The sequence below is a fragment of the Priestia sp. P1_B12_1 genome, from assembly GCF_056406695.1.
This window is the reverse complement of sequence record NZ_JBFTZR010000015.1, coordinates 1-14,369: the sequence shown is the minus strand read 5'-3', so window position 1 is coordinate 14,369 and position 14,369 is coordinate 1. Positions and strand designations below refer to the sequence as shown.

General features: G+C 38.8%; 11 protein-coding genes and 4 tRNA genes. 1 reads left to right on the top strand and 14 read right to left on the bottom strand.

Annotated features, from left to right (window positions below; genetic code table 11):
- Positions 1-27: 27 nt before the first annotated feature.
- From AC1D0Y_RS25825 to sigW, 9 genes are all read right to left on the bottom strand, one after another.
- Entirely contained in the window at positions 28-1,920 is a 1,893-nt protein-coding gene (locus AC1D0Y_RS25825; protein ID WP_060745923.1) for a PTS mannitol transporter subunit IICBA, read from the bottom strand.
- A gap of 160 nt (positions 1,921-2,080) precedes the next feature.
- Entirely contained in the window at positions 2,081-3,400 is a 1,320-nt protein-coding gene (locus tag AC1D0Y_RS25820) for an SH3 domain-containing protein (protein WP_477708121.1), read from the bottom strand.
- A gap of 158 nt (positions 3,401-3,558) precedes the next feature.
- Entirely contained in the window at positions 3,559-4,275 is a 717-nt protein-coding gene (locus AC1D0Y_RS25815) for a YebC/PmpR family DNA-binding transcriptional regulator (protein WP_013054976.1), read from the bottom strand.
- A gap of 861 nt (positions 4,276-5,136) precedes the next feature.
- Positions 5,137-6,939 carry a glutamine--fructose-6-phosphate transaminase (isomerizing) gene (gene glmS / locus AC1D0Y_RS25810; protein ID WP_028410402.1) on the bottom strand — a complete coding sequence of 601 codons (1,803 nt, stop codon included), beginning with the start codon at positions 6,937-6,939 and terminating at the stop codon, positions 5,137-5,139.
- A 430-nt stretch (positions 6,940-7,369) separates the two neighbouring features.
- Complete coding sequence (gene glmM / locus AC1D0Y_RS25805) at positions 7,370-8,716, bottom strand: phosphoglucosamine mutase (RefSeq protein WP_028410401.1); 1,347 nt, start codon at positions 8,714-8,716, stop codon at positions 7,370-7,372.
- Between the two features lie 28 nt (positions 8,717-8,744).
- Positions 8,745-10,307, bottom strand: a complete 1,563-nt coding sequence (locus AC1D0Y_RS25800; RefSeq protein ID WP_060745921.1) for a CdaR family protein — start codon at positions 10,305-10,307, stop codon at positions 8,745-8,747.
- Positions 10,300-11,121: a diadenylate cyclase CdaA gene (cdaA, locus tag AC1D0Y_RS25795; protein ID WP_013054971.1), complete on the bottom strand. Its 822-nt coding sequence runs from the start codon at positions 11,119-11,121 to the stop codon at positions 10,300-10,302. Before cdaA ends, AC1D0Y_RS25800 begins: the two co-directional genes overlap by 8 nt.
- Before the next feature lie 192 nt (positions 11,122-11,313).
- Positions 11,314-11,919, bottom strand: a complete 606-nt coding sequence (locus AC1D0Y_RS25790; RefSeq protein ID WP_013081391.1) for an anti-sigma factor family protein — start codon at positions 11,917-11,919, stop codon at positions 11,314-11,316.
- A gap of 14 nt (positions 11,920-11,933) precedes the next feature.
- Positions 11,934-12,497: an RNA polymerase sigma factor SigW gene (gene sigW / locus AC1D0Y_RS25785; RefSeq protein WP_013054969.1), complete on the bottom strand. Its 564-nt coding sequence runs from the start codon at positions 12,495-12,497 to the stop codon at positions 11,934-11,936.
- 164 nt (positions 12,498-12,661) lie between these two features.
- Here sigW and AC1D0Y_RS25780 point away from each other — a divergent pair, with 164 nt between their 5' ends.
- Positions 12,662-12,823: an aspartyl-phosphate phosphatase Spo0E family protein gene (locus tag AC1D0Y_RS25780; RefSeq protein ID WP_013054968.1), complete on the top strand. Its 162-nt coding sequence runs from the start codon at positions 12,662-12,664 to the stop codon at positions 12,821-12,823.
- 82 nt (positions 12,824-12,905) lie between these two features.
- Here the strand turns inward: AC1D0Y_RS25780 and rocF are convergent, their stop codons facing one another.
- The 5 genes from rocF to AC1D0Y_RS25755 form a co-directional block, all read right to left on the bottom strand.
- Positions 12,906-13,805, bottom strand: coding sequence for an arginase (gene rocF, locus AC1D0Y_RS25775; protein WP_025753445.1), 900 nt, complete (start codon positions 13,803-13,805; stop codon positions 12,906-12,908).
- Positions 13,806-14,039: 234 nt separating this feature from the next.
- Positions 14,040-14,112, bottom strand: a tRNA-Lys gene (locus tag AC1D0Y_RS25770).
- A 4-nt stretch (positions 14,113-14,116) separates the two neighbouring features.
- Positions 14,117-14,191 (bottom strand) — tRNA-Gln (locus AC1D0Y_RS25765).
- A gap of 7 nt (positions 14,192-14,198) precedes the next feature.
- Positions 14,199-14,282 (bottom strand) — tRNA-Tyr (locus AC1D0Y_RS25760).
- An 8-nt stretch (positions 14,283-14,290) separates the two neighbouring features.
- A tRNA-Thr gene (locus AC1D0Y_RS25755) sits at positions 14,291-14,366 on the bottom strand.
- Between the last annotated feature and the right edge of the window lie 3 nt (positions 14,367-14,369).

Here is a 14,369-nt window from a genome sequence, read left to right as displayed (position 1 = left end):
AAGGCATCTCCATGCCTTTCTATCCCGTTAGTTACTTTGAATAATAGCCATTAATTCTTTAGCTGATTTGGCATGAACCATCTTTTCAATATTGTCCATATCAGAACACGTAATCGCGATACCAGATAAAATTTCTAAATGGGTGCCGTCTTTTCCGGCAATTCCAAAAATCAAACGAACTTTCTCACCATCAAAATCAACGCCTTCTGGCACTTGAATCACTGTAAAACCGGATCTTAAAACGTTCTTTTTCGCTTCTTCTGTCCCGTGCGGAATCGCTACGTCATTTCCCATATAAGTAGAAGTCATATTGTCGCGCTCAATCATCGCTTCAACGTAGTTTTCTTCTACATATCCGCCTTTTACTAACACGCTCCCTGCAAATCGAATTGCTTCTTCCTTAGAAGAAAAGTGCTGATCCAAGAAAACGTTTTCTTCTTTTAATAAACCATCATTACTATCTGTATTATTTTCTGCAGATACTCTTTTTTCTTTTTCCGCTTTAGAAGTAGTATGATCATTTTTTAGTTGGTCAATTAGTTTGTCATATTCCGGACTAGATAGAAAATTATCAACCGAGATATGATACGCATCTGGAACTTTGTTTTGAGCTCTTGGCGTTAGCTCTTCCTGTGTAATAACGATTTGAGCATCACTTGGAATATTACTGATCGCTGTATTCGTTACCGAAATATTTAAATCTGCTTGTTTAACTTTCTTGCGAAGAAGAGAGGCGCCCATCGCACTCGATCCCATACCTGCGTCACAGGCAAAAACAATTTTCTGAACGCTTGCTGGTACTTCTCCTTGTTGTTTTGTAAAGCTTCCTGCTACAGAACTCTTCTTGCCTTTCATCTCTTGCATTTTGCGAGCTGCTTCATCCAAATCTTCTGTTTGCTTGCCCGTTTTTAAAATTAACGAACCTACAATAAACGATACGACGGCTGCAACGAGAACACCGGAGATATTTGCAACATAGCTGCCTGCATTACCTGGTGTAGCAGCTAAAATAGCCAAAATACTTCCTGGTGAAGCAACCGCTTGTAAGCCTCCGCCTAAAAGAACAAATGTAAATACGCCGCTCATTCCGCCTAAAATAGCCGCAATGATTAGAAGCGGACGCATTAAAACGTAAGGGAAGTAAATTTCGTGAATTCCGCCAATAAAATGAATGATGGCCGCTCCCGGCGCTGACTGTTTTGCTGTTCCTTTTCCAAAGAAGCAATACGCTAACAAAATTCCTAATCCCGGACCAGGATTTGTTTCTAATAACAATAGAATGGACTGTCCATTTGTTCGAATTTGTTCTGCTCCGATTGGAGATAAGATACCGTGATTAATAGCATTGTTTAAGAATAAAATTTTAGCAGGCTCAATTAGAATACTTGTAAGAGGAAGAAGGCCATGTGCAACCATCCAATCTACACCCAATACAAGCGCGCCTGTAAATCCGTCCACGGCTGGACTAACGCCTAAAAAGGCTAGAATTGCTAGAATTCCTCCAAGAATACCTGCTGAGAAGTTATTAATTAACATCTCGAATCCTGTTTTGACTTTACCTTCAATAAACTGATCAAACTTCTTGATGATGTAACCGCCAAGCGGTCCCATAATCATAGCGCCTAGAAACATCGGAATATCAGATCCAACGATGACGCCCATGGTCGCGATAGCACCTACAACGCCTCCACGCTGATCGTGTACAAGCTTTCCTCCTGTGTAGCCGATTAGCAGCGGAAGCAAATACTTGACCATTGGATCCACTAGTTTGGCAAGGCTTTCATTTGGAAAAAAGCCTGTTGGAATAAATAAAGCAGTAATAAGTCCCCATGCAATAAATGCTCCGATATTTGGCATAACCATTGAACTTAGAAAGTTCCCAAACTTTTGTACAGCTACTTTTATATTAGATTGAGCCATTTGCTCTCTTCCTTTCTCTACGTGATGATACTTTAATCGTAAGAGATTAAACGCTTTCATTCAATGAATAGGAAAACTAACTTTGTCGTACCACAGACAGACAAAGCTTTTAATTACATAAAAAAGCAGCTGAACTGTAAAAGTTCAGCTGCTTTCTAACTTAATATTTATCTAATTCACTTACAGGAGATTGAATAATAACCGGATTTTTCTCTGGATTTAACCATTTTAAAATAGAGACAACTTGTTCTTTAGAAGTAGCCGTACATCCTGCGGTATAATTTGTTCCTACATGGAAGAAGATTGCACTTCCCTTTCCTGGCGTTCTAGATTCATTATAATTAATGACAAACCCATAATCGTAAGCGGGGATGTCCATGTTCTCAGCGCTCGTCCAGCGGCCATTCGCCGGCTTTTGCTGCCACGTATTATATAGAGAGCTTTTTGAATCGTCTACCCACACATCATTTGCTGTAATCTTTCGATATGGAAGCTTAGTTCCAGGATTTGCATAGCGTCCGAATGCTGTGCCAATTGTATATTTCCCTGTCGGAGATTCCATATCTCCTTCCTTTTTCGATAAAGCGAATCCTTTTTGTCCAAGTACACCGTTCGCGGTTAAAACTTGCTTCCATTTTCCATCAACTTTTTCAAACGTTTGAATTTTAGCAGACTTCGTATCGTAGTTATCTGCTGTAACCAAGATGACTTGCTGAGCGTTACCTAACGTTTTAAAAGAATCCACTACGAGCTTTGGCGATGTTGTAGCTGAAGCCTGTACATAGTCACTGCTTACATAGCCTGTGCGGCCGTTATAGTTAATTTTGTACCAGCTTCCGCTTTTGCTCACCACAGACAGCTTCTGGCCTTTTGTCACACTTCCTATCGATGCATAGCTAGTGCCCGCTCCGCTTCTTACATTCAGCGTGCTTGCCGTTACGATGTACGTTGTGCTTTCTGCCGGTGGCGTTGTTGTTCCTGATGACTGTACATAATCGCTGCTTACATACCCCGTGCGGCCGTTATAGTTAATTTTGTACCAGCTTCCGCTTTTGCTCATCACAGATAGCGTTTGACCTTTTGTCACACTTCCTATTGCTGCATAATTGGTACCTGCTCCGCTTCTTACATTCAGCGTGCTTGCCGTTACTGAATACGTTGTGCTTTCTGCTGGTGGAGTTGTTGTTCCTGATGCTTGTACATAATCGCTGCTTACATAGCCCGTGCGGCCGCCGTAATTAATTTTGTACCAGCTTCCGCTTTTGCTCATCACAGATAGCGTTTGACCTTTCACTACGCTGCCGATAATCCCGTAAGTCGTTCCCGCTCCGCTTCTCACATTTAGCTTGCTTGCCGTTACTTTATATGTAACCGTCGCTGCATATGCCTTTTCTTGATTTTCCCCAATTGAGCCAAAGCCAGGCGTTACAGCCGTTACAAGTGTAGCTGTTAACGCCATCCCCACCATTAATCTTTTCAACTGCTTTCCCTCCATTTATTTCTTATAAAATTCTACTATTTTCTATTCTTAATTCATTATCTTACCATATTCCAAACGAAGGGAAAGGGTCAATAGATGCTTTTCACACGGCCTATAAAAAAAGACAGACCTCTTTGATAGGTCTGCCTCTTTCACTATTATCCTAAATCAACGTTGTGATATACTTGCTGCACATCTTCTAAGTCCTCTAATGCATCAATCATTTTTTCAAACTGAGCTTGTGCATCTTCAGGAAGAGTTACATCATTTTGAGCAAGCATCGTTTGCTCAGCTACTGTAAATTCCGTAATACCAGCATCGTTGAACGCTTTTTGTACCGCATGGAATTGATCCGGATCAGCATAAACAATTACAGAATCTTCTTCTTCTAAAATGTCACGCACGTCTACATCTGCTTCCATTAACAGTTCTAGCGTCTCTTCTTCATCCTTACCTTCTACACCAATAACAGCTGTTGGATCAAACATGTACGCTACTGATCCGCTTACTCCCATATTACCGCCGTTTTTACCAAAAGCAGCACGCACGTCTGAAGCTGTTCTGTTTACGTTATTCGTAAGAGCATCTACGATAACCATTGACCCATTTGGCCCAAAACCTTCGTAACGAAGATTATCGTAATTTTCTTCTGATCCGCCTTTTGCTTTTTCAATCGCACGGTCAATAATTGCTTTTGGCACATTGTATGTTTTCGCGCGTTCTAATACAACTTTTAACGCTTGGTTTGATTCTGGATCTGGCTCGCCTTGTTTCGCAGCCACATAAATCTCACGGCCAAACTTGGCATATATACGACTTGTATTAGCATCTTTTGACGCTTTCTTTTCTTTAATATTGTTCCACTTACGGCCCATATTGTTTCACTCTCTTTCAAAATTGAATCTAATAAAATAAATAGGCAATGATATATCCGTTTTTATTATACATCAATTCCCTCTTATCTTTCGAGTTTAATACCTAAAAAAGAAAAGCAATCTTTTGGTGTATTTTGTTAACTAAATAAATGAGAAAACCATTTGAAAACAGGCTGAATGATTTTGATATATAATTTTTTAAGCGGTTTATATATACATGTCATCCAAAACCACCTTAAAGGATAGTAGATCATATGAATTACGATCCACTTAACTCCTTTCCAGAAACAGAGGAATATACGCTGACAAAATGAAACCACAGGAATAACAATTTCATTGTAAAATGGCAGCACAACATATTTCCAGAAAAGATAACAAGGGTAACAAACTAGATACAACACAGGGTATAAAACGTAATTCCATATAAATCTAGTTATAGGCAAAAAACATCGTTTCCAAACGAAGAGAATAAAAGGATAGATGAGGACACTCCATAGCCAAGAAATAGGATAAACGAACAAGAAACGTATAATGTATCTCCAAATAAATTCAATCACAGGTTGAATAATTCTTGTTCCTATCCATATGAGGGGCTTAGCGATAAAATATATCCATAGCTTACACAAAATTTGAAATACAAAATAAAAGGGAAAATACAAGACAAAAAAGATGCCTCGCAACACGTACTTTATACTTTGAGCTACTCCACTAATACTTTTCACTTCCTTTTTTATAAGTGAGTTTCGTTCATTTACCTACTCTATTATATAAAATAAATTGAGCAAGCAAATATATTTTTTAGCTCAATGAGAATTATATACAAAAACACCCTTCTATAATAGAAGGGTGTCTAGAACCTTATTATTCTACAGTAACTGATTTTGCTAAGTTACGTGGTTTATCTACATCGCAATCGCGGTGCAATGCAGCGTAGTAAGAGATTAATTGTAAAGGAATAACCGCTGCTAGTGGTGAAAGTGTTTCATGAACTTTTGGAATCACATAGCGATCTTCTTCTGTTTCTAATCCTTTCATTGAAATGATACAAGGATTAGCTCCACGTGCTACTACTTCTTTTACGTTACCACGGATGCTTAAGTTTACATGCTCTTGTGTTGCTAATGCAATAATTGGCGTATTGTTTTCAATTAAAGCGATTGTTCCGTGCTTAAGCTCTCCTCCAGCAAATCCTTCTGCTTGGATGTAAGAGATTTCTTTTAGTTTTAACGCACCTTCTAAACCTACATAATAATCAACAGAACGTCCAATAAAGAATGCGTTGCGAGTTGTTGCTAAGAATTGAAGAGCAATGCTTTCCATTTCTTCTTTGTCGTCGCAAAGTACTTCCATTGTGTTTGCTACGATTGCTAACTCTTGAACTAAATCAAATTCTAATTCAATGCCGCGTGTTTTTGCTGTTACAGCCGCTAAAATTGATAGCACTGCTAATTGAGCTGTATAAGCCTTTGTTGATGCTACAGCAATTTCCGGACCTGCATGAAGTAATAACGTATAATCAGATTCACGAGATAATGTTGATCCCGGAACGTTTGTGATTGTTAACGCTTTGTAACCTAGTTCTTTAATTTGAACTAATACTGCACGGCTGTCAGCTGTTTCTCCACTTTGAGAGATAAAGATAAACAATGGCTTTTCAGATAAAAGCGGCATGTTATAAGAGAATTCACTTGCTACGTGCACTTCTACTGGAACCTTCGCCCACGTTTCAATGAATTGTTTACCTACTAGGCCTGCATGATAGCTTGTTCCACATGCTACGATATAGATGCGGTCTGCTTCATCCATCGCTCCTAAAATGTCTGCATCAATGTGCAGTTCATTGTTCTCATTTTGGTACTCTTGAATGATTTTACGAACAACTAAAGGCTGCTCATCAATTTCTTTTAACATATAGTGAGGGTACGTACCTTTTTCAATATCACTTGCATCAAGCTCTGCTGTATAAGGTGCTCTTTCTACCACTTCACCATCAAGCGTTTTAATTGTTACGCCCTCTTTTGTCACAATTACTGTTTCTTTATCCATTAATTCTACGTACTGATCTGTTACTTGAAGCATTGCCATAGCATCACTCGCTACAACGTTAAATCCTTCGCCAACACCTACAAGAAGCGGGCTTTTGTTTTTAGCTACGTAGATTGTATTTTTATCTTCGTTATCAACAAGAGCTAGTGCATAAGAACCGTGAAGCAAGCTTACTGTCTTACGAAATGCTTCTTCTACATCTAAGCCTTCTGCTGCGATTTTTTCAATTAACTGAACGATTACTTCTGTATCCGTTTCGCTTTTGAACGTTACATCTTGTAAATATTCACGTTTCAAAATAGCATAGTTTTCAATTACACCGTTATGCACAAGTGTGAAGCGTCCAGATGTACTTTGATGCGGGTGAGCATTTTCTTGGCTTGGTACACCATGAGTTGCCCAACGCGTATGACCGATACCTGCTGGTGCTACAACACTGTGATCTACTGCCTGACGCAATTCTGCAATACGGCCTTTTTCTTTGAATACGTGTACGCCTTCATTGTTAACAACTGCAATACCCGCTGAGTCATAGCCACGATATTCTAACTTTTCAAGACCACGTAATAAAATTTCTTTCGAATCTTCTGTTCCAATATATCCTACAATTCCGCACATAGATAAAATCCTCCTTCATGTATGAAAAGAGAGTCTCTTTTCATCATCAATGATTATCATCTCAATGCTTTTGTCCAATAAGTCACCTCATTGTTTTTCACATCAAGTTTTCGGCCGTGATAATCAACAACCGGGAGGCATCCGCCGATACTTCGATAAACCTCCTCCTCGTCAACTAAGTCGTTTCCGTCCCTTTACTTAGTTCAGGCGCTTTGTATTTACTTTTAAAATAGATTGTTCACTCCTTTACATAAATTAAGAGACGAACAGATTTAATATTACAATAAGAAGTGAGAAAACGTCAATTATCTTCTTTACTATCTGTAAAAACAGCCTTTAGCATTAGATAATTTCCAAGAATTTTTCTCAACAATATAAAAATATGCATAAGCAGCTTGAAACGTCACCGCTTATGCATATAATTAATGAATTACTCTAAGCCCATTTCTTCTTTTACTACTTCTACGATACGCGTTACATAAGTTTCACATTCTTCTTGTGTTTGTGCTTCAACCATAACACGTACTAACGGCTCTGTTCCTGAAGGGCGTACAAGTACTCGGCCATTACCGTTCATTTCTTTTTCCACTTCTTCAATAACCACTTTTACCTTCTCGTTATCTGTAACATGATGCTTATCTGTTACTTTTACATTTACAAGAAGCTGAGGATATTTTTTCATTTCAGCTGCTAATTCTGATAAAGGCTTTTTCGTTGCTTGCATAATGTTTACAAGCTGAATAGCTGAAAGCATACCGTCACCTGTTGTGTTGTAATCTAAGAAAATAATATGACCTGACTGTTCTCCACCTAGGTTATATTGATTAGCTTTCATTTCTTCTACTACATAACGGTCTCCTACACCAGTTTGTGCACTTTCAATCCCGCTAGCTTCTAGTGCTTTATAGAAGCCTAAGTTACTCATAACGGTAGAAACAAGCGTGTTTTTCTTTAAACGTCCTTGTTCATATAAGTATTTTGCACAAATGAACATAATTTGATCACCGTCTACAATCTCGCCTTTTTCATCGATTGCAATTAAACGATCTCCGTCTCCATCAAATGCTAATCCAACATCCGCTCCTTTTTCTTTTAAGAAGGCACTTAATGCTTCTGGATGTGTAGATCCTACACCGTCATTGATGTTTAATCCGTTTGGAGATGCCCCCATTGTAGAGATATCTGCATCTAAATCCGCAAATAAATGTGCTGCTAACGATGACGTTGCCCCGTGCGCACAGTCTAATGCCACATGAATACCTGAGAAGTCTTCATCAACCGTTTGTTTTAAGTATTGAAGATATTTTTGTCCACCTTCGAAGTAGTCATTTACCTGACCTAAGTCTCCCCCAACAGGTCTTGGTAATTGATCTGTTTCACTATCCATTAACGCTTCAATTTCATTCTCTTGGGAATCTGAAAGTTTAAATCCATCTGGACCAAAGAATTTAATTCCGTTATCTTGAACTGGGTTATGCGAAGCAGAGATCATGACTCCTGCTTGTGCGCCAAGTGCTTTTGTTAAATACGCTACCCCTGGAGTTGAAATAACGCCTAGTCGCATAACTTCTGCTCCAATTGAAAGCAATCCTGCAACAAGCGCTCCTTCTAACATATGACCAGAAACGCGTGTATCGCGTCCGATTAATACTTTTGGTCGCTCTGAATCTTTTGTTAGAACGTAACCACCTAAGCGTCCAATTTTAAAAGCAAGCTCAGGAGTTAATTCACTATTGGCAACTCCTCGTACTCCGTCTGTTCCAAAATACTTACCCATTAATTTTCTCTCCTTCATGTCAAAACATTTAGTTTCCTGATGTATTATCTGTCTGTCCATCTACGGGTGTAGAATTTTCATCACTTTGATTACTACTGTCGTCACCAGTTTCTGTACTATCTGTTGGTGTATCTGTATTATCTTCAGGTGTATCAGTCTCTTCGCTTGGTTTATCAGTTGAATCACCTGAATTTCCCGTCCCAGGATTTGTTCCCGATCCTGATCCAGTTCCCGTGTCTGGCTTTGTTTCTTTATCGCTATCGCTCGTGCTTCCACTTGTTTCTTTATCTGTTTGCTCATCATTTGTCCCTGATTGTTTTTTCACTGTTACACGAACTTTTGCCTGTTTAGTCGATAGAGTCGATGTAACAGAGTCGGGACTATTTATTATAATAGGAACCGTGTGCTCCCCGGCAGATAAATTCCCTACATTCGCTGACAAGGTAATGCCGCTTTTCGTTAACTTATCTAAATCAGATTTTGGTCCTTTTACATCCGCATCTACTGAAGTAGGAGAAAGCAGTTCATAAGTGTACTTTGAGGATTGACCAGTTAAAGAAACCGGTAAATTCTTAAATGACTTAGTCTCAGCTGCACTTGCATCCGTTTCTTCTGCGTCTTGCTCATCACCTTGTTTGTCTACTTCCACATGAACGGTAATTTGTTTAGGACTTACACTATCTATTCCGTCTGGAACAGGGACGTTCACCTTAATATCTTTAGATTTCGTAATACCGGTAACATCGACTGGAATATTATCAATTTTATCGATTTTTTCTAAAGAATCAGACGGACCGATAATTTTTACTGCATCTGTTTTAGGCTCTAGCTTCGTAATATTGACACCGTCGCCTGGCGTGCCTTCTTGAATCACATCGATCGGCACTTTTTTACTAATATTTCTCACTGGGATTGTTACATTGACCGTTTCTGGTTGAACTGTTACATTCAATTTATTTAAATTCTTGTCTAGTGCGACAACAGTTGCTTGTTTCGTCACTGTTTTTGAAGCATTATCTAAATCAATAATAGCTTTCACATAAGCAACTTGGTCTAATTGACTTGATGCGCCCGTTACCGTGACGGCTCTTGGACTAACGGTTGCTTCCCCTGCTTCATATCCATTCTTGACCTTGTTTTTATCATAACTTGCCTCTACTGAAAACTGTTTTGAATCGCGTTCTTCAATTGTTACGTTTACAATATCAGGCTTAACCACTACGTTTAAATTATCAGAGATATTTCGATACTGAACCTTGACTCTATGCTGTCCTAAGCTTAAATTATCAAGGTCAATATAAGCTTGATAATCTTTTTGTAGCTTTGTTTGAGCCAAAATATTTTTAGGACCTTCCAGTGTCATAATAACCGTATCCGGAACACCTCTTACAATTCTGTTCTTCTCATTGTAGGATACTTGAACTGGAACATCCGTTAATGTTTCTACTCCAGTGTTGGCAGAACTGCTTCGGTTCAGAATCTTATTTGATGAACTGGCACCATCATCTAAATTAACAGATAAATATAACATGAAGGCTAACAGCAACGCGATAATTTTCATAACCCACGATCGATTCATCAATTTATCCATTCTTCTTCAACCTCCATTGCCAACGAGTGGAAGAAGTTGCTTTAGAAGTTGTGACTAATTCTTTTTCTAGCATTTCTCTTAATGTATCAATTGTCAATTCACGATACAATTCACCATTTTTGGTAACGGAAATGCCTCCAGTTTCTTCAGATACAATAACAGTCACACTATCTGTTACTTCACTTATTCCTACAGCAGCACGATGGCGAGTACCTAATTCTTTTGAAATAAAAGGACTTTCAGATAAAGGTAAGTAACATGCTGCAGCGGCTACTTGATCCCGCTGTAAAATAACCGCTCCATCATGAAGTGGTGTATTCGGTATAAATAAGTTGATTAATAATTCAGAAGAAATATTAGAGTTGAGCGGTATACCTGTTTCGATATAGTCACCCATACCCGTCTCTCTTTCGATTGAGATCAATGCACCTATGCGTCTTTTAGCCATATAATGCGTTGCTTTTATAATCGCCTCAATCGTAACGGTACGTTCATCTTCTTCAGGCAAATTACTGCGTGAAAACAAACGTCCTCTCCCAAGCTGTTCAAGCGCTCGGCGCAGCTCCGGCTGGAAGATAATAATGATAGCTAAAAACCCATACGTTAACGCTTGGTCCATTAACCATTGCAGCGTATTTAGTCCAAGGAAGTTACTTATAAAGCGGACAACTAAAATCACCGTGATTCCTTTTAAAAGCTGTACTGCTTTTGTACCTCTTATGACCATAATTAATTTATATATGACGAACCATACCAGGAGAACATCAACAATTTTTCCTAAATATGAGAGGATTGGCAGGTCTCCAATAGGCATCTTCTCACTTCCTCTATATATGTAATAAAGATAACATAACCGTTTTATTATACCATAAAACAAAATTACACTGTAAATTACATCTTATTTTTAAATCCTTGTTCCTATATAATGTAGCCTTCTTTTTATATAAATAAAACCGTCCACTATTCCTCTCTAACAAGATAAGCGGACGGTTTTATGTTTCAACTATTAAAAGTCAACAGCTTGTTTGGCATGAGTTTTGACGTTATACCATACCCAGTCAAAAATTTTGTCTAACTCTTCAATATTGCCTGTCACTTCTCCTGCAGAAGCTAGGTACTTATCACCATGTATAACAGTAACATTTCCATCTACTTTTCCTTCAATTTTAATATCGCCATTTCTCACAGTAATATCACCTTTGACGGTCTCACCTTTTGGTACAACGACTGTTTTATCGTGAATGACCAAGTTCGGCTGCTTTGAAACAGAAAAGTCTTCATCCGTTTCCCAAGCTGAAAACACCGTGCCGGACATTAACAGCACAAATACAGCAGCTGCACTAAGAATCGGGTGGTTTGTAAACCATCTATTCATTCGAATTCGATTCTTCTCACGTGGTAACCCAGCCATAACACCTGCTGTAAAGTTCATGGGTAATTCTATATGAGAAGTGCTTTGCACAAATGCAATGGTTCTTTTTAACTGATGCATATGCTGCTGACAACCTTTGCATTGATGCAAGTGCTCTTTTAATAATAGTTCATTTTCTTTTGTAATATCTCCATCCAAATGTTCATGAATGAGATTTACATACATTTTTGGACATTTCATTCTTAGTTCACTCCTTACAAGTGGCGAAGTCGATTTCTTAAAGCTTCACGTCCTCTGTGAATTCTAGTCTTTACCGTACCAAGCGGCAGGTCTAAAATATCGCTGATTTCTTTTAACGACAGCTCATCTATATATTTTAGGACAATGACAGTTCGATATTTCTCAGGTAGCTTTAATATTTCCGACTGAATGAATTCTTGCAATTCTACTTGCTCTAGTTCTTCCTCTGGTAAAGCCTGATCGGCAGCTATTTGAGAGTACATATTTAACCCGTCGGTCCCGGCTACTTCTGCATCTAAATAATAGTCTGGCTTTTTTTTACGAATTCGATCAATACAAAGATTTGTAGCAATTCGATATAACCAGGTGGAAAATTTTTTACTCGTGTCATAGCTATGAATATTTACATAGGCTCGAATAAACGCCTCTTGTGCAGCGTCTTGCGCTTCTTCCCGGTTTCCTAACATTCGATAACATAGATGAAAAAGTTTATCCTTGTGATATTCTACTATGTCAGCAAACGCATCCTGGTCACCTTTTTTTACTTTTTTTATTTTCCTTTTTAATAATAAATCCATGTAACGGTTACCTCCGCCCATTGCGGGATAGTATATATACGTGTACTTTATCATAAAGTTTCACTTATGCTTAATTATTTTAACAAAAATTTGTCAAATATGTTTAAAAAGATCGTACGTAGGTTATGTAATTAGTATAGATGAAAAGAAGAGGAGTGGAAAGCTTGACTCATACAAAAGAGAACCTTTTGAATCAAATTGAAGAATGCAGAAATAACATGGTCACCCTTGCAGCAGAAAACCCTTTATCATCACTAACAGTGGTGAGAGTAAGTTCAGAGTTAGATGGTTTATTAAATGAATATGAAAAGTTTTTCTCTATATAAAGAAGCTCTCGAATCCGAACTAAGAGCTTCTTTTTTTTATCTTCATATATATTTCATGTATCTTTTGATAGGTACTAATGTTTTATACTAATTTTTCTCCTAAAAGTGAGCCCATTAATGCAACAGCTACGGTAGCTGTTTTATTCCGTTCATCTAAAATAGGATTCACTTCCACAAACTCCGCAGAAGTGATTAGCTGAGATTCTGCCAACATCTCCATAGCTAAATGACTTTCTCTGTAGCTTATTCCACCGATAACTGGCGTTCCTACTCCAGGTGCATCATGTGGATCCAGTCCATCTAAATCGAGTGATAGATGAACCCCATCTGTTTTATCACGCAAATATAAAATTGTTTCTTCCATTACTTTTGTCATACCCATTCGATCTATCTCATGCATCGTATACACTTTAATTCCTTTTTCCTTTATTAGCTCTTTTTCTCCCTCATCTAAAGAACGTGCTCCGATAATCACAATATTTTCTGGCTTGACTTTAGGTGTATAACCGCCAATTCGAGTCAATGCGTCGTCTCCTATACCTATACTTGCCGCCAATGGCATACCGTGAATATTTCCTGAAGGAGACGTATCTGCTGTATTCAAATCTCCGTGTGCATCATACCAAATCACGCCCAAGTTTTGATAATGACGACTTACTCCTGCTAGTGTTCCGATAGCGATGCTGTGATCTCCCCCTAGCACTAAAGGAAACCTTTTATTTGTAATAACATCACTTACGGTCTGAGCAAGCCTCTCGCTAGCATCTGCTACAGCTTTTAAATTCTTTAAGTTTGTATTTTCATCACTATGTACTCGTTCAGCTAAGGCAATTTCAATATTCCCTTTATCTTCTACACTATAGCCAATATTCTCGATGCGTTCAATAACACCTGCATATCGTATCGCACTTGGCCCCATATCGACCCCACGGCGAGTTTGACCTAAATCCATTGGTACTCCAATAATTGAAAGCTTATTCATCATATGTCCCCCCATCACAAATGTTGCTACTCTCTTATTGTAACGGCTAAATGAGCGATGGCTCAACTCGACACTTTTTTGAATATATATACAATTCTAATTTGTAGAAACCGCACAAAAAAACCTTTAAGCAAGTTGCTTAAAGGTTGTACGTTTATATGTATGGTGGAGCCTAGCGGGATCGAACCGCTGACCTCCTGCGTGCAAGGCAGGCGCTCTCCCAGCTGAGCTAAGTGAGCCATGAAGGACTCGAACCTTCGACCCTCTGATTAAAAGTCAGATGCTCTACCAACTGAGCTAATGGCTCTCTATGGCTGGGCTAGCTGGATTCGAACCAACGCATGACGGAATCAAAATCCGTTGCCTTACCGCTTGGCGATAGCCCAATAAAGATGGTGGAGGGGGGCAGATTCGAACTGCCGAACCCGAAGGAGCGGATTTACAGTCCGCCGCGTTTAGCCACTTCGCTACCCCTCCGATATAAATGGTGCCGGCAAGAGGACTTGAACCCCCAACCTACTGATTACAAGTCAGTTGCTCTACCAGTTGAGCTACACCGGCACG

What these genes read in the sequence shown, in the direction of transcription:
- AC1D0Y_RS25825 (WP_060745923.1), bottom strand. Translation starts at nt 1,920, where the DNA reads ATGGCTCAATCTAATATAAAAGTAGCTGTACAAAAGTTTGGGAACTTT.
- AC1D0Y_RS25815 (WP_013054976.1), bottom strand. Translation starts at nt 4,275, where the DNA reads ATGGGCCGTAAGTGGAACAATATTAAAGAAAAGAAAGCGTCAAAAGAT.
- glmS (WP_028410402.1), bottom strand. Translation starts at nt 6,939, where the DNA reads ATGTGCGGAATTGTAGGATATATTGGAACAGAAGATTCGAAAGAAATT.
- glmM (WP_028410401.1), bottom strand. Translation starts at nt 8,716, where the DNA reads ATGGGTAAGTATTTTGGAACAGACGGAGTACGAGGAGTTGCCAATAGT.
- AC1D0Y_RS25800 (WP_060745921.1), bottom strand. Translation starts at nt 10,307, where the DNA reads ATGGATAAATTGATGAATCGATCGTGGGTTATGAAAATTATCGCGTTG.
- cdaA (WP_013054971.1), bottom strand. Translation starts at nt 11,121, where the DNA reads ATGCCTATTGGAGACCTGCCAATCCTCTCATATTTAGGAAAAATTGTT.
- AC1D0Y_RS25790 (WP_013081391.1), bottom strand. Translation starts at nt 11,919, where the DNA reads ATGAAATGTCCAAAAATGTATGTAAATCTCATTCATGAACATTTGGAT.
- sigW (WP_013054969.1), bottom strand. Translation starts at nt 12,497, where the DNA reads ATGGATTTATTATTAAAAAGGAAAATAAAAAAAGTAAAAAAAGGTGAC.
- rocF (WP_025753445.1), bottom strand. Translation starts at nt 13,805, where the DNA reads ATGAATAAGCTTTCAATTATTGGAGTACCAATGGATTTAGGTCAAACT.